This window comes from Sandaracinus amylolyticus (genome assembly GCF_021631985.1).
In the GTDB taxonomy this organism is placed as follows: domain Bacteria; phylum Myxococcota_A; class Polyangia; order Polyangiales; family Sandaracinaceae; genus Sandaracinus; species Sandaracinus amylolyticus_A.
Genome location: NZ_CP070226.1, coordinates 1 through 20,824, shown reverse-complemented (window position 1 = coordinate 20,824; position 20,824 = coordinate 1). Strand labels below are relative to the sequence as shown.

21 protein-coding genes and 1 pseudogene are annotated in these 20,824 nt (G+C 68.3%); 10 read left to right on the top strand and 12 right to left on the bottom strand.

The window, feature by feature from the left end:
* Positions 1-288: 288 nt before the first annotated feature.
* Together I5071_RS45790 and I5071_RS45785 are read right to left on the bottom strand one after the other, a co-directional pair.
* The gene (locus I5071_RS45790) at positions 289-1,299 is read right to left on the bottom strand and encodes a serine/threonine-protein kinase (protein WP_206607116.1); all 1,011 of its coding nucleotides are present in this window, start codon (positions 1,297-1,299) and stop codon (positions 289-291) included.
* Between the two features lie 676 nt (positions 1,300-1,975).
* Entirely contained in the window at positions 1,976-2,422 is a 447-nt protein-coding gene (locus I5071_RS45785; protein WP_236607800.1) for a hypothetical protein, read from the bottom strand.
* Between the two features lie 4 nt (positions 2,423-2,426).
* On the opposite strand from I5071_RS45785, the gene I5071_RS45780 reads away from it, so the two are divergent.
* From I5071_RS45780 to I5071_RS45755, 6 genes and pseudogenes are all read left to right on the top strand, one after another.
* Positions 2,427-3,104 (top strand): hypothetical protein, encoded by a 678-nt coding sequence (locus I5071_RS45780; RefSeq protein WP_236607799.1) that lies wholly within the window; start codon positions 2,427-2,429, stop codon positions 3,102-3,104.
* Positions 3,105-3,188: 84 nt separating this feature from the next.
* Positions 3,189-3,707 carry a tetratricopeptide repeat protein gene (locus tag I5071_RS45775; protein ID WP_206607114.1) on the top strand — a complete coding sequence of 173 codons (519 nt, stop codon included), beginning with the start codon at positions 3,189-3,191 and terminating at the stop codon, positions 3,705-3,707.
* A 47-nt stretch (positions 3,708-3,754) separates the two neighbouring features.
* Positions 3,755-4,192: a hypothetical protein gene (locus I5071_RS45770; protein WP_206607113.1), complete on the top strand. Its 438-nt coding sequence runs from the start codon at positions 3,755-3,757 to the stop codon at positions 4,190-4,192.
* 85 nt (positions 4,193-4,277) lie between these two features.
* Positions 4,278-4,468, top strand: a pseudogene (locus tag I5071_RS45765) (transposase); the annotation flags it as partial.
* Positions 4,469-5,644: 1,176 nt separating this feature from the next.
* Positions 5,645-7,453: a serine/threonine-protein kinase gene (locus tag I5071_RS45760; protein WP_236607798.1), complete on the top strand. Its 1,809-nt coding sequence runs from the start codon at positions 5,645-5,647 to the stop codon at positions 7,451-7,453.
* Positions 7,450-8,472, top strand: coding sequence for a hypothetical protein (locus tag I5071_RS45755; protein WP_236607797.1), 1,023 nt, complete (start codon positions 7,450-7,452; stop codon positions 8,470-8,472). Before I5071_RS45760 ends, I5071_RS45755 begins: the two co-directional genes overlap by 4 nt.
* Positions 8,473-8,517: 45 nt before the next feature.
* Here I5071_RS45755 and I5071_RS45750 read toward each other — a convergent pair whose 3' ends face one another.
* The 7 genes from I5071_RS45750 to I5071_RS47140 all read right to left on the bottom strand — a co-directional run bounded on the left by I5071_RS45750 (position 8,518) and on the right by I5071_RS47140 (position 14,103).
* Positions 8,518-8,742: a hypothetical protein gene (locus tag I5071_RS45750; protein WP_236607796.1), complete on the bottom strand. Its 225-nt coding sequence runs from the start codon at positions 8,740-8,742 to the stop codon at positions 8,518-8,520.
* 27 nt (positions 8,743-8,769) lie between these two features.
* Positions 8,770-10,041: a hypothetical protein gene (locus I5071_RS45745; RefSeq protein WP_206607108.1), complete on the bottom strand. Its 1,272-nt coding sequence runs from the start codon at positions 10,039-10,041 to the stop codon at positions 8,770-8,772.
* A 622-nt stretch (positions 10,042-10,663) separates the two neighbouring features.
* Positions 10,664-12,073 (bottom strand): lactonase family protein, encoded by a 1,410-nt coding sequence (locus I5071_RS45740; RefSeq protein ID WP_236607795.1) that lies wholly within the window; start codon positions 12,071-12,073, stop codon positions 10,664-10,666.
* A 158-nt stretch (positions 12,074-12,231) separates the two neighbouring features.
* Positions 12,232-12,672 (bottom strand): hypothetical protein, encoded by a 441-nt coding sequence (locus tag I5071_RS45735; protein WP_206607106.1) that lies wholly within the window; start codon positions 12,670-12,672, stop codon positions 12,232-12,234.
* Positions 12,673-12,801: 129 nt separating this feature from the next.
* Complete coding sequence (locus I5071_RS45730) at positions 12,802-13,140, bottom strand: metalloregulator ArsR/SmtB family transcription factor (RefSeq protein WP_236607794.1); 339 nt, start codon at positions 13,138-13,140, stop codon at positions 12,802-12,804.
* A gap of 35 nt (positions 13,141-13,175) precedes the next feature.
* Positions 13,176-13,517, bottom strand: coding sequence for a putative quinol monooxygenase (locus tag I5071_RS45725; protein ID WP_206607104.1), 342 nt, complete (start codon positions 13,515-13,517; stop codon positions 13,176-13,178).
* Between the two features lie 196 nt (positions 13,518-13,713).
* Entirely contained in the window at positions 13,714-14,103 is a 390-nt protein-coding gene (locus I5071_RS47140; protein WP_419249701.1) for a Mu transposase domain-containing protein, read from the bottom strand.
* Here I5071_RS47140 and I5071_RS45720 point away from each other — a divergent pair.
* Positions 14,057-14,290, top strand: coding sequence for a hypothetical protein (locus I5071_RS45720; RefSeq protein ID WP_236607793.1), 234 nt, complete (start codon positions 14,057-14,059; stop codon positions 14,288-14,290). The two genes, I5071_RS47140 and I5071_RS45720, sit on opposite strands and share 47 nt — an antisense overlap.
* Entirely contained in the window at positions 14,260-14,424 is a 165-nt protein-coding gene (locus tag I5071_RS47135; protein ID WP_419249700.1) for a hypothetical protein, read from the top strand. Before I5071_RS45720 ends, I5071_RS47135 begins: the two co-directional genes overlap by 31 nt.
* Before the next feature lie 278 nt (positions 14,425-14,702).
* Here the strand turns inward: I5071_RS47135 and I5071_RS45715 are convergent, their stop codons facing one another.
* Positions 14,703-17,045, bottom strand: coding sequence for a MopE-related protein (locus I5071_RS45715; protein ID WP_206607103.1), 2,343 nt, complete (start codon positions 17,043-17,045; stop codon positions 14,703-14,705).
* Between the two features lie 136 nt (positions 17,046-17,181).
* On the opposite strand from I5071_RS45715, the gene I5071_RS45710 reads away from it, so the two are divergent.
* Positions 17,182-17,547, top strand: a complete 366-nt coding sequence (locus I5071_RS45710; RefSeq protein ID WP_206607102.1) for a hypothetical protein — start codon at positions 17,182-17,184, stop codon at positions 17,545-17,547.
* 334 nt (positions 17,548-17,881) lie between these two features.
* Complete coding sequence (locus tag I5071_RS45705) at positions 17,882-18,043, top strand: hypothetical protein (protein WP_206607101.1); 162 nt, start codon at positions 17,882-17,884, stop codon at positions 18,041-18,043.
* Between the two features lie 103 nt (positions 18,044-18,146).
* Here I5071_RS45705 and I5071_RS45700 read toward each other — a convergent pair whose 3' ends face one another.
* Together I5071_RS45700 and I5071_RS45695 are read right to left on the bottom strand one after the other, a co-directional pair.
* A complete protein-coding gene (locus tag I5071_RS45700; protein ID WP_206607100.1) occupies positions 18,147-19,586 on the bottom strand; it encodes a hypothetical protein in 1,440 nt (479 codons plus the stop codon).
* 146 nt (positions 19,587-19,732) lie between these two features.
* Positions 19,733-20,374, bottom strand: coding sequence for an Nramp family divalent metal transporter (locus I5071_RS45695; protein WP_236607792.1), 642 nt, complete (start codon positions 20,372-20,374; stop codon positions 19,733-19,735).
* Between the last annotated feature and the right edge of the window lie 450 nt (positions 20,375-20,824).

Sequence of the window (20,824 nt, the reverse complement as noted above, 5' to 3'; positions counted from 1 at the left end):
CGAGAGTGTGTTAGGCGATCTTGTCGCCGACGGTCTCGGTCACGCCGGAATGGATCACCATGTGCTTCCATTCACGAAAGCGATCGGTCGTGCGCCGGGACATCCCAAGCACGCATCGGCGTTCTCGTCGACGCTGCCAGACATTCGCGTGCGAACCGTCCGCCGCGCCGTGTCGACCTTTGGTCTCGTGCACTGCACTTCGCATCTGCGACGCCGCTGACGTGCTGCCTCATCGTGTGAGACGAACGTCGTCGTGAGCACGAACACTCGGAGCGCAGTTCACTGCACTCAGTCGACACCTATTTCATGTGCCGGCGGAAGCTCTCGGGAGGCTTCCCTCAGAAGCGACAGAATTTCGCGACTGTCCGCCAGGCGCGAGTTCGTGTTCCATTGCAGAGTCTCCGAGATGACCCGGGCGAGCGGCAGCGGGATGCCACTTTGCCGGACACAAGCGTCGGTCTCGTCGTCACCGTAGAGCGCGCAGTGGAGACGCTCCAACACGGGCCGCGGGCGACTACCCAAGAACAGCTCGTGCAGCAGGACGCCGAAGGAGAAATAGTCGGCGGACGGCGTGTCCCTGCCGTCGAGCATCGATTCGGGTGCCATGTACGAGGCCGATCCCATGAACACCGACGCTCGACGCGCGTTCCCAACGCAGGAGGCGAGATCCTCCGCATCTTTCTGCGATTGCGCCGGACAGGCGAGGCCGAAATCGACGAGCCGTACGCAGTGCCCGTCGCGCTCCCGCGACACGCACACGTTGCTCGGCTTTACATCTCGGTGAACGAGACCTGCACGATGCACGGCGCTGATTGCCTGCACGAGCTGCATGGCGATCTCAATCCCGCGCCGCCCTCGCACGCTCGGTTCCTCCATTTCGTGATCGAGCGGTGTGCCGTCGATCCACTCGAGGACGACCACCGGCCTCCGCTGCTGCGCGTCCTCGAACACGAGATCGAGCACGCGAACGACGTTCGGGTCGACCACGCGCGCGAGCGCGCGCGCTTCGCAGATGAGCCTCTGCGCGAAGTCCGTTCCGTGACGGGCGCGTTCGTACCGCGGTGCCTTGAGCGCGACGATGCGATCCGTCTTCAGATCACGCGCGCGATACACGATGCCCATGCCCCCGCGCCCGATGACATCGAGGATGACGTAGCGGCCAGCGACGACAGCCCCGAGGCCGTCCCGACTCGGCCGCTTCCGCCGGTGCGAGATCTTGATCGAGCAAAATGCGTCCTCCGGCTGCGTGTGCTCGGAGAGTTCACGTCGGTCGAGGACCGAGTCGCTGTAGTCGCCCATTTCCCCCCTTCGACATACGCGACGACGGATCAGCGGCTCGGGCGACCCGACCCCGATCTCGAACCACAAGGCGCTGCTCACGATGCGACGACGAGAGCCAGTTGAGATTGGAGGTCAGCGCCAATCTTCATCGCACGATTCGAAATCCACGTCTTCACAGTCGACGGCCGCGCCGCATCGTTCCGTCTCGCAACGCTCCGAACAAAGCAACCAGCGCGCCACCTCTGCATTGAGCGCGCGTCGCTCCATTCCCAGAGGAACCCCGGACAGGACGCACGTCGTCGGTTGCCGCGAGCGCTCCAGGTGCTGTGTTCCGGTCGACACCGTCGCCAATCCGTCGATGCCCGGCCGCGGCCGATCGCACTCACTGACGTTCCGTGTGGCTAAGAGACAGGTCGCGCGCCGCGGATGAAGCCGTGCAGTGTTACCGCGCGCGCTGGACGAGGAGCGTCGAACACGCTGGATGATGGACATCAACGAGCTTGAACGGCGCCCATCACGCCGACGACGGCCATCAGCGAGCGTGAGCGGCGCGCGTCACATCGACGATGGGCGTCACTGAGTGTGCGCGACTCCTGTCACGTCGACGATGGCCCATCGTCGACGCGAGCGAGCACCGGGTATCGTCCTGCTGCGTGCGTCGGCCGATCACGGCAGACGATCGCGTCTGGGTTCATCACTGTCGGCACGCAAATGCATGCGCGCCGGCGCGTGACGCGCGACTCCGGGCTGTTGAGAAACGATCTGCGGGAACGTTCGAGGCGGCTGCGGGTACAGACGTGCAATGAACACGGTAGAGCGCTTCCGGGGCGCCGCGCTCGTGCTCGTGCTCGCGATCGCGGGCGCGGCCATCGTTCCAGCGCATGCGACCGCGGAAGACGACCGGCACGATCGAGGTGATCGTCGAAGACCCGCACGGGCGCGTCGACCCGAGCGCGCTGCGCGATGGCATCTCCATCGATCTCGGCGTCCCGCTCGCGTTGGAGGCTTCGGCCGCGCCGATCGTGATCCTGCGCGTTCGGGTGGCGGTCGACGGCAGCGCGGAAGTCGAGGTCGAGACCGAGAACGCGACGCGTCGACGCGTCATCTCGATCCCGGACGATCGATCGGAAGCGACACGCATCCTCGTGCTCCTCGGCGCGAACCTCGTGCGCGACGAATCGGCGGAGCTCCTCTCGATGCTGATCACCCGCGCGCCGGCGGAGCCGAGCCCGGATGGGGCCGAAGACCTGGATCGGCCGACGTCGCCCGCCACCTCCGCGCTCGCGTCACCCACGCTCGCCGAGGAGTACGCGCGCGCGGCTCGGCACACGTCTCGGTTGCCCGAAGAACGGAGTATCCGCTTTTCGCTGAGCGCGCGTGTGGGCGGTCATGCGACCGAGGAGACGGCCGATCCGTTCTTCGTATTCGGTGCCGAGTTCGGCTTCGACATCGGAACCCTGGTGGCGGTCGGGATCACGGATCTCGGCTTCGGCGGCAATCTCTCGAGCAGCGACTTCGCGATCGCCGCGAGCGGCACGCCCTACCTGGAGCTGCATGGCTTCATCGATCCACGCATCGAGCTCTACGGCCAGGTCGGGGTCGCGCTGCAAGGACGATCCCAGACCGCGTACGACGAGGGGCATTTTCAGGTCGCAGCCTACCTCGCCGCGGGCGCGAGACTCTATGCCAGCAACTCGTTCTTCATCGGGCTCGAGCTCGCGATGCACGTCGTCCTGACCGACGCGTTCCTGATGGGCAGCATCTCGCTTCCGCAAGGGACGACCGTGGGCAGCGCCGCGCTCTCGATCGGCTGGACGTTCTGATGAGCGCGCGAGAGCACGAGGCCGTGTTGCGCGACGAGACCGACGATGCCGACCCGCTCGATCTGATCGCGCGGCTCGCGGCGGGTGAGCGCTCTGCACTGGCCGAGGTCTACGACCGTCATCACGCCGAGCTTCGCCGCTTCGCACGGCGCTTCGTCGGCGACGCATCGGCCGCAGAGGATCGCGGTGTCGGGGTCGAGGAGCGCGGCCGATGTGATCGCACCCGTCCTGCGCGACGATGCGCCGCGGTCAAGGGCGAGGGATCGATCCGCGTCGGTCCGCCCGCGCGAGCCGGAGGTTCCCGCCGCCGATCGCGAGACCGAGCTCGATACGCGCGACCGCCAGACGTTCGCTGCCGCGCACGCGCTGCATTTCGAGGGTGCCGACCCGCGGCTCGCGCTTCGCGCGTGGGAGCGCTATCTCGCCGAGTTCCCCGCCGGACGCTTCGTCCCCGAGGCCGAGTGGAATCGAGCGCTCTGCTTGCTGAGAGTGGGCGAGCGCGAGCGGGTGATCGAAGCACTCACGCCGTTTGCAGAAGGCGCGCACGGAGGCGTGCGTCAGCGCGAAGCGCACGCGCTGCTCGACGCGCTCGAGTCGCACTGAGCGAGTCGACGACGAGACCCACGACACGAAAGGACTGGGGCAAATCGATGCTGTATTCGAGCGTACGAACGGGCGCGGCGGTCGGAATCGTCGCGGTGCTCGCGTCCTGTGGGACGCCATCCGAACCGCGTGTGCAGACGGTCGGAGCAACACCGGAGATCGCAGCCGCGGAGATCGCCGGCGCACTCTGCGCATGGATAGTCTCGTGCGGGATCGTCGGGGTCGAATGCGGCGAGTCGGGTGACTGCGTCGGCACGATTCGTCCCGCGACCGACGACGACGCGGAGTCATGCTCGGCCGGACAGGAGACGATCTGGACTGATGTCGTGCGGCGCGAGACCGTCGACGCATGCGTGAATGAGCACCTCATGGCCGAGTGCTTCACGCAGGACGAAGTTGACCGACTCGCACTTGCGTACGAGGTCGGAGACGTTGGCGCGCGCATACGCGCTTCGCCGCCGGCGTGCACCGACATCGAGCGCTGATGAGTCGAACGCGCGTGGCACGTCGCGGCGACCCGCGCATGCTGCGCCCGATCCGTGGCGCGCAGACGTTCTTCGACGCGCACCTGTTCAAGTCGATGGCTGCGACCACGAGTCGTTCGAGGATCACGCTCCGCTGCACGCTGCTCGTCTTCGTGGACGACGCGACCGGCGAGCTCATGGAACCGTGCTTCTGCGCGGGCGAATCGACGTTCGACTATTTCGCCTCGAGCGCCACGGCGTCCGGTCGCATTCTACAGCGACAAGGCGAGCATATTCGGTCAACCGAAAGGACCACGGCGGCGATGGGATCGTCGCGAGCTTACTCGCGAGGAACTTCGAGACGGAGCGCGCCGAACGAGGGCGTGGGTCGCACGTTCGTTGTGACTGCCGAGGCTGGCTCGACCTCGCGGTCCCTCATCAACATCTTCGCGCGTCGCGTCGGTCGGCTGGACGACAGGCGTCCAACGACAACGCGCTCGTCCTACTCGCTTCGTGCCCGCCGACCTCCATGGCGCTGCCGCTTGGACAACCCGATGCTGCACGTGCGCCGCTTGCGGGATAGGTCGCTTTGACTCGTTCGGTCAGAGGGGCGCGACACGCACGCGCAGATGGACCGGTCATCCAGGTACGACACTCCGATGGCGCGATCGGATGTGTCGATTCGTTCAAGCCGCCACGCCAGGGCGGGTCAGATTGCATCCGCCGCGTCATTTACGAGCGATCGGATCGGAGCATGGCACACCGCATCAGCATCGGCTTCCTGCTTGTCGCGTGCGTTGCGTGCACGCGACCCACGCTGCCCGCCGACAGCGGGGGCTCAATTGACGCCAGCATCGGCTCGGACGGAGGTCGCTTGGTCGACGCGCAGGCGGACGCGCAGGAACCCGAGAGCGATGGGGGCCGACACGACGCCGCGAGCATGGTGCACGACGCGGGACCGTCGTGCGTCAGCGAAGCTGATTGTCGGTCGACGCACGCGTGCTTGCGCGGACTGTGCACCGGCGGCACCTGCTCGTACGTCCCGCAGGACGCGGGGACCGAGTGCCGCGCCGCTGCGGGCGTGTGTGACATCGCGGAGCTCTGCGACGGAACCGGCTCGGACTGTCCCGACGACGTCTTGGTTGGGGTGGGCAGGTCGTGCACCGACGACCTCAATCCTTGCACGAACGACGTTTGCGACGGCGCGGGCGCCTGCTCACATCCGCCGAGGCCCGCTGGGGACCCGTGCCCTGCGGACTCCAACGAGTGCACGCTCGACCGCTGCGACGGCGCGGGGGCCTGCGCCCATCCGGCCGTCGCGGACGACACCCTGTGCGATGGCGACTTCGGCATCTGCTGCGGCGGTGCCTGCGTCAGCATGGTCTCGCGCACGAACTGCGGCTCGTGCGGCAACTCGTGCTCCGGTCGCTGCTGCGAGGACGCTGTCCCCTACTGCGTGACCACGGGCGCGTCGTGCCTGTGAAGCCGGGCGACACGATCGGTCCCTACGTCGTCGATTCGCTGCTTGCGGAAGGCGGGATGGGATCCGTCTTCCGTGCTTGCAACCGCGTCACTGGTCAGTTCCGCGCGGTCAAAGTGGTCCGTGCGGCGTTCGCGAGCGATCGCGACTTCGTCGAGCGGTTCGTACGCGAGGCGTCGATCGCATCTCAGCTTCGGCACCCAAACCTCGTCGAGACCCTGGAGCCCGGCATCGACAAGGACACTATCTATCTACCGATGGAGCTCCTCGAGGGCGAGCCGCTCAGCCAGAGATTGGCGCGCGCGAGGCAGCTCCCGGCGGCAGAAGTCGCGGCAGTCCTCTCTCCTGTGTGTGAGGCTGTGCAGCTCCTCCACGACCGCGGCATCGTGCACCGCGATCTCAAACCGTCGAACATCTTCCTGCAGCGCTCCGGTGCGCTCGAGATCCCAAAGGTGATCGATCTCGGCACCGCGCGAGACGTCCGACACACCGAGCACACGCAGACAGGCGTCCTCGTGGGCACGCTATCCTACATGGCGCTCGAGCAGGTCGAGGGGCGCAAGGACATCGACGGGCGCGCCGACCAATACGCACTCGGGGTGGTCGCGTACGAGATGCTGACGGGTGCCTGCCCCTACGAGGACGACGACACGTCCAGCGCCATGGTGAAGATGCTGCGTGGCGTGCCCGGCGTTGCGCCGAGCTTTCGGGTACAGGATCTCCCGCCGGAGCTGGAGGCGGTCGTCGTCCGCGCGCTGGCACTCGATCGCGAGCAGCGATATCCGACGATCGCCGACTTCAGCGCGGCGCTGAGTGCGGCGTGCAGCGCACCCGCGCGCGCTGTTGGTCCGGGAACGAAGGCGACGCTCGCAACGCCGATCCGCGCTGTACGATCGTCCTCGATGGCGACGAGGGTCGCAACTCCCTCCACGAGGCCATCCGACGCCCTGACGCCGACGGCCGTGCACACTCCGCGAGTCGTCAGCGCGGCGCCCGCTCTCGCACCTCCCCCTCCGAGCACGCCGGCATCGCTGAGCCTACCGGCGCCGACAGCATCGGCTGCCATCGGCGCGTCCGTCGCTGGCGTGGCCGGACCTCCCGCGCCGCTCGCATCCCCGTCGGGGTCGGCGCCTGCGCCGCTCCCAGACATTCCCTTCGCAGCACCGCCCGCCGCAGTGCCCGCGCCTCGCGTCCGTAGCGTTCGCACGATCCTCGCGGTCATCGTCGCCGCGACGCTCGTCGCAGTGCTCGTGTCGCCGGCGACGCGCGCGCTCTGGACCCGAGCCCGCGTGTCGGAGTCTGCGCAAGGACCGCTGATCGCTGTACCGTCGGCCCCCGCGGGTTCCGCCGAGCACGGCGCGGCGACAAGCGTGCCGACCAGCACCGCGCCCGCAGCACCGAGCCCCGCGGCAACCCCGCCGATCGAGCCGAACGCGCAGGCGACATCGACCGTCACGGCGAGTGCGGCCGTCCCGCCCACCGTCGTCGCATCGACTCCGAGCACCACCGCGGCTTCCCCGACGCAGGCTGCCCCGCGCGGACTGAGTTCGACGCTCGCCGATCCCACGGTCATCCCGCCACGATCGACCGTGGATTCGACTCCGGTCGCGGGCATGGGCGCGACCGCAACCTCGAGCTCGCCCCGACCGACCGCACGGACGGCGCCGAGCGATGCCGCTACGCCGGCGCGCGGGATGCCCGGCGCCGGCGGCGTGCAACACGCGCCGTCGGCGCGTCCTGCTCGCGACAGCGAGCACGATCAACCGTGTGGCGCCGCGGTGGGAATCCCGTGCATCGAATGATGGACGTGCTCGCTTCCCTGACCCTCGTGTTGGCGCTTGTCGCGGGCTCCCCGAGCGTGGTGCGCGCGCAGTCGATGCCCGCCTGCGACGGAGACGATGCAGAAGGCGCGAGCGAGGCGTTCGAGGCGGGCAATGCGCTGATCCAAACTGCGCTCCGCGAGGCACAGCAACACCCCGATCGCGCTCGCGAGCTCGCCGAGCAGGCGCTCGCTCACTTCGACCATCAATGCGAGCTCGGCGATGCGAGCGCGCTCGCGGAGCGCGGCGCGGCCCTGATGTTGATGGGCGAGGTGCTCCGCTCGGCCCAGAGCTACGACGCTTATCTCGCCGTGAACCCGCTCGAGGCGCTGGACGCGCGCACGCGGCGACGCATTGCGCTGAACCTCCAGCCGGGCACGCTCGTGGTCGAGGTCGAGCAGGACGCTGGCGGGCATCTCTTCGTCGATGAGCTCGATTTTGGCGCGCTGCCCCGTTCGCGCCCCGTGCGGCTCCCCCTCGGGGAGCATCGCGTCGACGCGCGCGCCGCGGACGGCTCCGTACTCGCGAGCGCGAGTGTCTCGCTTTCTTCGGATTCTGCGACCGCGACGGTTCGGCTGTCTGCAGTGATCGCTCGCGTCGTCGATACGGCGGTGGAGACCGCGCCGCTCGAAGCGCATCAGGATGACGGCGCAGCCGCGATGCGTCCGCCGCTCACGGAATTCGACTGGATGCCTTGGTACGTGACCAGCGCGGCGGTGTCGGCGATCGGACTCGGCCTCGGGATCGGTTTCGTCGTCGCCGCGGACGAACGCACGCGTACGTACGACGAGTTCTGCGGGACCCCCGGCGTCATGGGCTGCAACGCGGTGCTTGCGGAGCGGGAGAGCTTCTACGCCGTGAGCGCGGCCGGCTTCGTCGTCGCCGGGATCGCCGTGCTCGGATTCATCACCGTGATCGCGCTCGACGCGACAGCACGCCCGCGTACGACCGTCCGCATCGGGTGGGGCGACACCTCTCTCATAGTCTCAGGAACGTTCTGATCGCGACGCAAGGGCCGACGTGATCACCGCGTCACGGTCGCGACACTAGAGCAGCAGCTCTTTGAGCGTGGCGCGTCCCCCGACGTCGATCTCGAGCCATGGTTGCCGCCGAAGAGCACGAACACGCTCACGATGAGCATGTCGTAGCCCCTGCGCGCCGCCCTCGACGTCGACGATCAAGAGCCCGTTCACCTCTTCGTCTGCGAAGCGCCGCCCGGCCTCGTCCTTTCGCTTCTTCGTCAGACCACGATGTGCGAGGAGGCGATGCACCGTCGAGAGCGGCAGGTCGATCTCGGCTCAGTGCACGCCGAGCAGATGCGCGTTGAGCGCCGCGTTGCCGTAGAGCTGCCAGCCGCGACCCACGTCGTGCGTCTCGATTCGTCGCTGCACGCGCACGTCGTAGCGTCCGAGCTTACAGAATCCATCGCTGAACCAGCCATACCCGTGGCCACTGCCATCGACGAATTCCGGGTATGGAGCGCCCGAGGTGCTCGGCTGCCAGAGCACGTCGAGCAGCAACGTCACGAGCGCGCGCATGTCGTCGTCGGTCCATTCGCGGCCGTCGTCGTGCGCTTCGGCGAGATAGGCGATCACGCCGTTGCCGTGCGCGACGTCCTGTCCGGGCGGGCCGAACATACCCCACTCCGCGTTCCAGAAGTACGCGCCCGGTGCGCGGGGATGCGGGCGCATCTGGCCTCGCAGTGACGAGTCCGCGTTGGGCAGGTCGCGATCGATCGCATCGACCACCGTGCGATACCGCGCGCGCTGCGCGGGGTCATCGGTGAGCGCCGCGAGTTCGAGCGCGATGTACGCCCAGTGGGATGCCATATGAGTGCGCGATCGGTACACGTGCGCGTTCGCGCCGCGCGTCATCCACTTCTCGAATATGTGCTCGCGCATGAACGCGAGGAGCGCGTCGTAGCGCGCGCGGTAGGCGGGATCGGCGAACACCGACGGATCGTCGCGCATCGCGCGCAGCATGCGCGCCGCGTAGCGGAAGCAGTAACTCTCGAAAAGCGCGTACTCGCCACCTGCGAGATCCTCGCCGCCGTTCGGGATGTCGAACGCGGGCCACCCGAGGAATCGGTCTCGGAACTGGCTGTCGGGGAGCGTCGACGAAAGCACCGCATCCGCGACCACGTTCTCGACGTACTCGAGCGCGCGGTCGAGATACGCGCGCTCGCCGGTGGCGCGAAACATCGCGGTCAGCCCATCGATCGAGTATGCGAGATTGTAGTAGTCCCAGCTGTTCGCCGACGTGCTGAGTGGGAGGTAGCGCGCGTGCTCGCGCTCGCTCGCGGCATCGAAGAGAGCCTGCCACTCTTCGACGGTGCGCAGTCCGGAGACGTCGGCGTCGGGCCGCGACGGGCCGGCATCCGCGACGGCGGCGTCGGGTATGGGCGCGCTGGCATCGGAGGTGGGCGCGCTGGCGTCGGGCGTGCTGGCGTCACTCGCCGGTCGCGCGGCGTCGATCGCCGGTTGCGATGCGTCGGGTACATCGGTCGGGCCTGCGCATGCACCGAGCACGAAGCACAGCACGAGGGCAAGCGTCACGGTCCGATCGCGCATGGATCACCTCGAGTGGTGTGTCGGTACCGCAGCGACGTCCGTTGGGCTGTTACCGACGCTGCGTATGTCGATGTGCTCGGGCGCGCTCCCCTTGCGTCGAGGGTGTTAGCGAGCACGTCGGTTGATGGATATCGAGCGCTGATCGCGATGGACGGTGAGACCATCCGCTGCGATGCGGCGATCGCAGCCGGTCGCGATCTCGCGCTATCGGCCAGGTGGCCCATAGACCTATTGGTCTATAGGCCTGTAGTCGTATCGGGTCTGCGCGCGTTCGTCTGTCTGGCGCCGAGTCGAACAGCGGCGCCCAGGGGAGGGCGTCGCCGGAGCTGCGCTGGAGCGATCTCAGGTCCTGTGTGTTAGTAATCCCCAAGAACTCGAGCGGGCAGGTCCGTCATGCGCGCGACGCGCTTCCAGCTTGCTTGGCTCACGTACGTCCACCTCACGGTGTTCGTTCGAACGTGTCCGCCAAGCTCGCTCGTGAGCTCACGATTCGTGGCGTTGTCGACGACGCATGAGCGAACAACAGTCGATCGTGTGCCCGCCGAGATTGCCCGTGAGCATCGCGTTGGCGACATGTGTTGTTCGGCCCAGAACGCTTCGGATTCTGTGAGGCGCGGCCCGCTCAGGGGGCGTCGATCACCACGATCTGTGGCTGCAGGCCGTTGATCGGGGCCGTACCGCCGGTGGGCGCGAGGCGTCCCTCGGCGTCGCGCGCGAGTACGGTGATCGTGCCAAGGTCGTCGGCCACGTAGATGAAGCGGCCGTCGGGCGCGACGGCGATGGAGCAGGGCGACACCGTCGTCTCGGAGTCGATCATGGTGAGGAGGCCCGTCGCGGCCTCGATCGACCACGCGTTCACGTGGCCGTTGGCCATGTTGATGCCGTACAGGAAGTGCCCACTCGGATCGGTCACGATGCTGCGCGCGTGCGAGTCCGATCCCACGTCGGTCGAGAGCGCGTGGCTCGCGACATCGGTGAGCGTGCCGCTCGCGGCAACCGTGAATCCACGCACCGCGAAGTGCGCATTGAACAGATGCGCGGCGCTCGCGTCGAGCGCGAGACTGCCGCCGAAGACCGTCGTCGTCGCCGTCGCTCGTCCGATCGGACTCAACGTGCCCGCGGCGTCGCGCGCGAATACGCCGATGCCCGCGCCGTACGCCACGAACAAGAAGTGACCCGACGCGTCCATCGCGAACGACGAGACCGAGCCGTCGACGGTCGTCGTGACGGCCGCCGCGAGATCGAGGGCGCCCGCCGCGTCGATGGGCAACATGCGGATCGTGGATCCGTCGTCGAAGCCGACGTAGAGAAAGCCGCCGCTGGGATCGACGATGCCCGCGATCGGATGACCGCCGACGTGCACCGGCGAGCTCGCGAGGTGCGTGAGCGTGCCGTCGGATGCGATGGCGTAGCCGACGATGTCGCCCGCATCGAGATCGAACGCATAGGCGAAGCCGCCCGACGGGTGCACGGCGAGGCCGTAGAAGTGAGCGCCCGCATCGAGCGCCGTCGCCGACACGGCCTCGAGCGCGCCGTCCGCGAGCACGCGATAGCTGAACGTGCCGCCGAGGTACGTCGAGACGATCGCGAGCTGCGCGCGCGCGGGCCCGCCGTCGATGGGGTCGACATGCGCGTCCGCGGCATCGAGCGGCGCGTTGCCGTCGATCGGAGTCGCCGCATCGACGGACGTGCCCGTGTCGGTCGGCGTGGCGGCATCGAGCGGCGCGTTGCCGTCGATCGGAGTCGCCGCATCGACGGACGTGCCCGTGTCGATCGGCGTGGCGGCATCGAGCGGCGTCCCGGTGTCGGCGGTGGGCGAGCAAGCAGACAGCGCGGCCGAAAAGAACAGGAAGGACCAACGACGTGACATGGCGGCTCTCCTGCCCTCCGAGCGCTGAGCGCGTCGGCGTGAGATGCACTGACCGTGATGCGCGACGGCGAGCAAAGCATCGGAAGAAGCTCTGCGCGAGATCCGGACCGGAGACATGCACACTCGTTTACAAGGCATGCGGGTTGAAGTGAGGCGATCCATAGATGGCTTGCATACTCCGCCGCTGCTGCTGTTCCAACATCTCGCGGATGAAGCGCTCCTGGTCCGAACGGTTGGTGAAATCCACCATTCGGCCATGGATCTGACCGGACTGCTCCCCCGCTGTGTCTCGCCTGCGCGATGGACGCGACTCCGCCCGATCACCGGGCAGGAATCGCCGCGCGGATCGAACTCGGGTATCGCGGATCGTCGAGATGTTTGCTGTAGGACGCGATGACCCGATTCGCCTCTTCGAGCGAAACGACCTCGACCGTGACGTCGTCGTCGACCGAGTACTTCCGTGCGACGCGGGCAGCCTGAAGCCGCTGTACGGTGTCGTCCGAGACGTGCGCGCAGAGCACCACTCCGCGCTGACGTCCGTAGCGGATCGCATCGCCGAGGATTTCGGCGAGCGCAGGCTGCACGGTCTTCATCCCTCGCATGTCAGCAACCGCGAAATGTCGCCGGCCGGCGAAGGAGTCATGCGCGGCGCGCCCCGCACGCGCCATCGCGTGGAGGTCCTGCTCATTCAGTAGTCCGGTCAAGCGGACGAACACCACGCGACGCGAGGCATCCACACGGACGTCAAACTTCGTCGTCATCAGACCCCTCCTACCGGCAATCACGTAGCTATCATCATCGGACCCTGGCAGGCTTGGATCCATCGACACGGTTCGTCGCGATCCTGGGCAGCCCGAGGGAGCGCAGATCGGAAGCGACGTGCGCGTGCGTCATCCGGGTGCCGACGCCGCTTCGTCGCGAAACCAGCGCAGGAACCCGCGGACGACGCGATCGAGCGCTGGGGCGTCGAGCTCATAGATGCGCTCGCGCCCTCGCTTCCTCACGCGAACGAGGCCCGCGTCGACGAGCACGCCGAGGTGGCGCGTCGTCGTCGGCCAGCTGCACTCAAAGCGCGAGGCGATCTCGCCCGCGGTCATGCTCCCGCCGCGGAAGCGGAGCACGAGGAGCACGTGCCGACGCGCGGCGTGCGCGAGCGCGGTCATCACGCGATCGAGCTCCTCGAGGCGGAGCTCCGCTTCGGAGCGCGCGCCCTTCGGTGCCCCGGCCACCGTCGTTCGCTTCGCGCGCGCGGATCGCTCGAGCATCATCGCACGAGCGCGAGCCGCTCGACGTGGGGAAACGACATCGCGGGACGGCCGTCGCGCTCCTCGCAGAGCGTTTCCATCGGCTCCCAGAGGCGCATGATCTCCGGGCTCTGGTGCGCCGCCTCGACCGCGTCGGCGTCGCGCCACTCGAAGATCTCGACGTAGAAGGGACGGCCTTCCTCCTCGCCGCGGAAGTGGAGCGGAGCACTCGGTCTTACCAGCCCCAGTTCGCGGAGCGCCGGCCAGTGGCGCTCGAGGAGCCTGCGGAACTCGGCCTCTCTTTCCGGCTTCGGCCGATAGGTGCAGATCACGGTGTCGTGCGTCTCGCGGGGTGTCACCATTTGCCAACATTTAGCGCTCAAGCTAAATGTTGGCAAACGGCGGAGTGACGTATCCGGGCGTCCGCCGCGCACCCTGGGACGCGCGCGGCGCCGGCGCGCAGGGATGAACGCGTCAGTGCCGACTGCTGCGGGGCGGTCCTGTGCCTGTGCGCCGCTCGCGCTGAGCGCGTCGGCGCGGGGCTCTCGCCGTTAGTCGTCACGTGCGTCGGCCGAGGCGATCCGGCGCTGGCGGTGCTCGTGCTGCGAACGATCCGCGTCGTGTCGCTCGGACGGATGCGCGGCGGCACGATCTCGCCGAGCAGTGAGTCGGTCGACGGGCAGCTTCGACGCACGAGATCGCGGCCGCGCAGCTCGCGCGCGGCGCGCTTCTGGGTGGCGAGCTCGTCGAGGTGCTCGCGATGCTCGATGGTCTGCTTGCGGTCGTAGCTGCACGGATGACGCGCGACCTCGCGCAGCCATCGAGCACACGCACCTCGAGGTCCGAGGCGACGAGCGTGAGGGGCTGGCCCACGAGCTCGTGCGGGATGGAGTAGTCGTTCGTGTCGAAGCGGACGTACGGGCGCTTGCCGCTCGCGATGGGGACCACGAGGTCGGTCTCGATGCGATGCGCCGGTAACAGCAGCGCCGAGCGTTCTGCCTCGAGCGCGTCGAAGACAGAGCGCCCGAGGATCTCCGGGCACCGCGCGACGATGCGCGATGTCGTCGATCCAGTGCGCGAGCTGCGCGTTGAGGTCGTCGATGCGTGGAAGCGCCGCGCGGCGAAGAAGGGGTGACGCAGGTACTGGATCGCGCGCTCGACTTGCCCTTCTCGCTGGCGGAGCGCAGAGCCGCGGCGCGAAGTGGTAGTGCCGCAGACCTCGAGCAGGGGCGGGTGATAGCGGACGTGCTCGCCGTCGCGCTCGAATGACGACGGTCTTCATGTTGTCGGAGAGCACCGAGCGCGGGACGCTGCCGAGCGCTTCGAATCGCTCACGTGGCAGCGCAGCAGCGACTCCGTCGACTGGTCGAGCGTGAGGCGCGCGTACATCGCTCGCGAGTGCGAGAGCACGAGCACGAAGCACACGAGCGGGCGCTCCGCGTGACCGATGCGCAGCTTTGCCGAAGTGCCCCCAGTCGACCCGTGTGGTCGCGACGGAGATCGCAGTTACGGACGCTGCACCGATGCGGGCGCTCCCGCACGCGGCCTCACGGTGCGATGTCGAGCCGGAACGCTCCCGATTGACAGGTCGAGATCTGTCCCGTGTCGACGAACACGTAGTACACGCCGGGCTGGACCATCACGCTGGCCCGCGGCCGATACCACGCACAGCCCGAACTGCCCGGCTCGCACGAGTCGTCGCCACACGCCAGCTGACTCGTTCCGAGATCGCTCTCGCAGACCGATCGGACGTACAACATCGAGTCGTAGAGCGTCTGGGTATTGCACTCGCTCGCCGTCAGCACGCGAGCCTCCGGCACGACGACGTAGAACACGCGATCGGCGCCGTTCCCGAGCTGCGGGTACGGGCAGAGATGCGGCTCGTTGTCCAAGCCGACATTGACGACGTCGTAGTCGTGGGTGAACCCTACGGTCGTGCCCGAGACGCTCGCGCCGAGGGGGACGTACGTGGGGTTTCCGCAGCCATCCGAGGCCGCACTCGGAGCGCTCACGTAGACATCGATGGGAATCGTCGCGTTCGTGCCCGCCGGAGTGTCGACGAAGATGTGATAGGTCCCGCGCGGCCGATTTGTCAGGGTCAGAGCGGACGTCGGGAACCCTCCGGCGTCGTCGTTGCACGCGATCTCGGTGCCGCCGCACGCGCATTCCCGGACGTACACGACGGTATCGATCCCCATCGCGATCGCCTGGTGCGTCGTGATGAACACGTCCGACGTCTCGTCGAGTGTGAGCGTCAAGACCGCCTCGGGGCCGTCCCCAGCGCCCGTCTTGCCGCAGCTGCGGGGGCGGTGGGCCGAAGTGCCTTGCACCGGGCGGCCGTAGCGTCCGCCCCAGTGGCTGATGTCTCCACCGTTGCTCACCGGGAACGCACCAGTGCACCCGATGCAGCTCGGACACCCCTCGTCAGCCGCGTCGTCACAATCGTCGTCGAATCCGTTGCAGGTCTCGTCGGGCACGACGCAGTCCGCGGCGGACGTCGGCCAGCGGCAGTCCCGACCGCAGGTCCACGTTCCGGTCGAGTTGCACAACGTCGTGCACGACTGCGTCGACGTGTTTTGGACACAGCCATCGCCGACGCCCTCATCCGCCGAATCGTCGCAGTCCTCGTCGCTTCCGTTGCACACTTCGTTGGGCGGAGTGCAAGTCGGTTCCCAAACGCAGCGCTCGGTGGAGCACGCCTGCGTGCCCTCGGTGTCGCAATCAGTCCTGCACGTGCCCGTGGTGCCCGCACGACACGTGCGTCCATCCCCCTCGTCGAACCTCGAGTCGCAGTCGTCGTCGGCGTCGTTGCACGTCTCGAGTGGAGGGACGCACTCGGCCCATCGGCATCCGACGCAGTCCTGCATTCCGCTGGTGGACTCGATCGGGTCGCACATCGTCGCGCACGATCGGCTGCTCCCATCGACGCACTCCGACCCGGCGTGGTTGTCGATCCCGTCGTCGCAGTCGTCGTCGATGCCATTGCACGTCTCGAGCGAGTCGGGGTGTACGTTCGGGTTGGTGTCGTCGCAGTCGTCGCCCGCGTGCAGGAGCTCGTCCAGGGGCTCACACGACGCGTCTGCGTGGTCGTCGTCGTCGCGGTCTCGTGTGCTGTACACGCAGCCGCCGCCAAGGCTGTTCAGGCAACGATCGGTAGTGCACGGGTCGCCGTCGCGGCACGACGTGCGCTCGCCGATGACGCATGCCGAGCCGACACATCGCTCCGCGCCGTCGCAAGGGTGGTCGTCGACGCACTCGTCGTCGGACGCGCATTCGCGAGCCCGACACCCGTCGATCGGATGACACTCCGCGCCTGCGACGCAGACCGAGGAATCGGCCTCGTGACTGCACCGGTCGTCAGTGTCGTCGCACCAGTCGTGAGTGCATGCGACCCCGTCGTCGCAGTCGCTATCTTCGACGCACTCCTCGCGGAGCGGCGTCTGGCACACGCCGTCCATGCAGTCGATCCCGACGTCGCACTCGATCCCGCGACACACCGAGAACAGCACCACCGGAACCTGCTGCACCGCGCCAGGCATGAAGCGCGCGCGTACCACTCGGCGCACGACGAATGCGCCGTCGCGTAGGGCGGTGATGGTGACCCGCACCGCTCCGTTCTCGACCTCGCCCGCGCGGATGTCCAACGTCTGCGGCAAGCGCGTCAGCTGCACGTCCCGGCGGACCTGGTTCCCCCCTTCCAGCCCGACCACTTCGATCTCGAGGAAGTCGACGTCCTCGGGTACCGCGAGCGTCGTGGAGTCGATGACGAGCCGGAGCGCCGTACGCGAGGGCGAGCATGAGGTGAGGAGGAACGTGATCGCGAGAAGCGCAGCGACGACGAACGAACTGTCGACACGGGAACGCGCGCCCCGAGGTTGACTACTCGACATGGATGCTGGCGCGCATTGCAGCGATCGTTCCCGACATCACCGCGACGGGCACTCGACCCTGGCGCTCTCGCCGGCGCGCTAAGCTCGGCCGCCGTGAAGCGGTGCTGCGGAGAGCCGCCTACTCGCGCGCGCAGGCATGCCCGCGCGCTTCGCGCGGCAACCGGGAAGCGATGAGACGATCACTCAACACTGTTGGCGCGCGGTCTACGAGTTGCGCATCTCGTGCGAGCGACGTGCGCCGCGCAGCTCTACAAAATCGGTGGCGTCGCGATTACTGGGCGGCCTGCGGCGCTCGCACGGGAGGATCAGCAGCTTGTTGATGGTGTTCCGCGGAATGACGACGAGCGACACCGCATCGCGCGCGACCTTGCTCGCTCATGGCCTGTCGGAGGCCATGAACGCGACCGCATGCGCGGTGCCCATCTCGCTGCTCGTCTACGGAGCGAGCATCGTTCTGTTCGCAGTCGTGTGTCGGCGCCCCCCTCGATCCGGCGATTACTGACGTTCCAGCCGGCGAACGGATCTGCTACGGCCGCGACGTGTTCAGGCGAGTCGAGCAAACTTCGCAGAATGAAAATTATGTCAACTGAGCCCGAATTTCGCCAAAGATTTATGCGGATTACGCCGGGTGATGGGTCGCGAATTATGTCAACTGTCGCAGGGCCGGTCTGCCCCGCGGTGCGGGCGGGGCGGCCGGGGCCTTCGCGTCGGGGCTCGGTCTTGGGCTTTGCCATCGGGGCCGGCAAGCCTAGCTCGTGTGCGCTGCGGCGTGGCCCCGGACGCGCCGCGCCGCTCGCGTCCGGGGCTCGGCGTGGCATCACCGCGGCTCGCCGTCGGTGAGCGAGAGGATCCGCGAGCAGATCGATCCCGACCGCGTCTTCCTGAACTCGTTCCTCGACGAGTGGTTCTATCCGCTCGCGGAGCGCGTGAGGAAGCTGCCCCCGAGCCGCCCGCCGCGCCCGATCACCGAGGTCACGGCGCAGCGACGCGCGAGCTGAGCGAGTGTCCAAAATCGGCTCGCCCGCTCAGGGCCCTCCCGTCCACGTGCTCCGCACGCTCCCGTGCGGGCCCTGCGCCGACGAGCACTCCAGCTGGGCTCGATCACCGCGCCTCGAAGTCGCGGTAGGGACTCGGCACGAGCACGAGCCCTTCGGGCAGCGGTTCCGGCGGACTGCCCTCGGTGATCCGATGGACGCGAGGTCCGACCTGCGCGTAGAGCGCTCCGTCGGGCGCGACGAGCATCGCGCCTGCGCCTCGCGCCGCGAGCACCAGGCTCGCATTGGTCGCGTCGCGTTCGGCGCGCGAGAGCGCGACCATGCCGCTGCCCCAGCCGTCCATCCCGTACTGCTCGCGCTCCGCGGTCAGGATCCACAGCGTGCCGTCGGGGGCCGCGAGGACGGTGAGCGCGCGCTCGCGTCCGTCGAGACGCGGATGGTGCGCTTCGGGGAGCGCGATCTCGCGCGCTGGAATTCGCAGCGTGCGCCGGGTGAGCGTCGCGCCCTCGATCGAGCTCGACCAGACCACGCGCGCGCCATCCTGCGACGCCTCGATGCGCGGCACGGCGTGCTCGTCGAGCGCGCTCCCCTCGCCGAAGCCACGCGCCACGCGTCGAGCACGATCGAGATCGAGCCAATCGAGGGCGAGCCCGTTCGCGGTGGCGTGGACGCGCGGGAGCATCCAGCCGCTCGACGTCGCGTCGGGGCGAGGCGCTCGGGCGCGCGCGAGCTCGACGCCGTCGGGCACCGAGCGCGCCACGAGCTCGAGGTCGTAGATGTAGTCGCCTCCCTCGGAGAACGCGCCGGTGCCGCTCAGCGTGAGCACCCGAGCGCGCGGCGCATCGAGCACCGCGACGGCGAGCGGCGTGCCCTCGTCGCCATCGTGCACCTCGCGCGCAATCCGCGGGCTCATCGGAACGAACCGACGCGCGTCGTGCAGCCACACGCCCGCCTGCGCGGTGCGGCGGATCGGCTCGTGCGCGCCCGCTGCGCGCGTCTCGGTGACGTGCGTGATCGGGGCGCCACGAACGAGCGCGGAGGCCCACTCGGCGCGGGATCGATCACGCGCGCTCGCGATCCGCGCCCACGCGGAAGCGTCCTCACGGATCACGGCGAGATCGGGATCGCCATCCAGGCGCGGCGCGATCGACGGATGATCGAGCCAGAGCAACGCCTCGAGCTCGACCACCGCCGCATCGCGCCGCCCGAGACGCGCGAGCGCGCACGCGAGATCGAAGCGCGCCATCGTCGCGTCGGGATGCGCATCGGCGAGCGCGCGGAAGCCCGCCTCGGAGGCCGCGTAGTCCCCTCGCTCGTGCGCTCGGAGCGCCTCGCGCAGCGCGCGCCGCGCGGCAGGCGGAGGATCGGCGGGAAGCTCGGCCCATCCGATCTCCGGCATCGCGGGAATCGGCACCGGCACGTCGCGCGGCGTGGCGGGCTCGGGCGGTGCGGGCTCGGGCGATCGCGACGTGGGCGAGCCGCACGCGCTCGCGAGCGCGATGGCGAGCCCCAGCCAAACGCGTCCTCGTTGTTCGCCCCGCCGCATCTCGACGCATCATCGTACGCAGCCGCGCGGCGCGAGATCCCGACTAGATCACTTCGTACCGAACGAGCAGGTACACGATCGCGAGCACCAGATAGACCAGCGTCGCGAAGATGATCGCGCCGATCGCGAGTGGGCCGCTGCGCAGCTCACGCGGCATCTGCGCGCGCAGATAGACGTGGTTGAGCACGACCAGGCCCGCGCAGTAGAGGACGGTCCCGCCGAACCCGATCCTGCTTCGCGAACGAGGCCAGAGCGCGCTCGCCGCATCGAGATGCATGCGCGACCGAGTCGACCGTCGCGAGCCAGGTGTCCGCGAGAAACGCGCCGGCGATCACCAGAAAGAGCAGACGACCCGCGTTTCCCCAGCTCGCCGCGAAGAATTCGCTCTGCACGACGGCGATGTCGAACTGGTCCGGCATCAGCCCGCGAGGACGCAGGATCGCGTACGCGAGCAGGCACGACATGAGCGTCGTGAACAGATTGCCGATGATGCCAGTCAGGCTCTCGATCGACAGATATCGGTGCCACGCACGAAGTCGCGCCGGTGCCTCCGGCTCGCTCGCGGGCAACGCGGGCTGCGCCTCGCCGCCGGCAGGGCCGGTGCCCCCAGCCATGCCGATGCCCTTCTCGCGCATCCAGTACGAATAGAAGAGCGTCCAGAACCCGCCGAGCCCCGCGAACGCCACCGCGGTCAGCAGCTTCGATGCGTCGTCGCGATCGAACGTGCGCATCGTGTCGAAGTCCGGGACCACGATGCCCCGCACGAAATCACCGAGCGTCGCGCCCACCGCGGGGTGCAAGCAGGCGGCGACCATCTCGCAGGACGTCGAGAGGTCGTTTCGCGAGTTCCAGCCTGGGCGGCCGGGCGGGGGGTCCGCTCGATGCGCGCTCCGTCTCGCGTTCGCGTTCCGGCGCGCCCTGTGTTGCTAGCTTCATCGGAGCGATCGCGGCGCGGGGCGGCGCAGCGATGACCGGAGCTGCCACTGCGGCCCGTTGCTCCGACGAGCTGCGTTCGCCGCGCCAGTCCATCCAGGCCACCATCGCCGTTGCGATCGTGACGGGCGCCGATCACGCTGCATGAGGCCCATCATCGATCGCGACGGGCATCGCTCACGCTCGCTGAGGTGCATCACGAATGTGACGGGCGCCGCTCACGCTCGTCGATGCCCATCACCCAGCGTGTTCGACCGCCCCTCATCCAGCGTGCGCGGTAACAGCTACACCTGCGGCACGCTCGA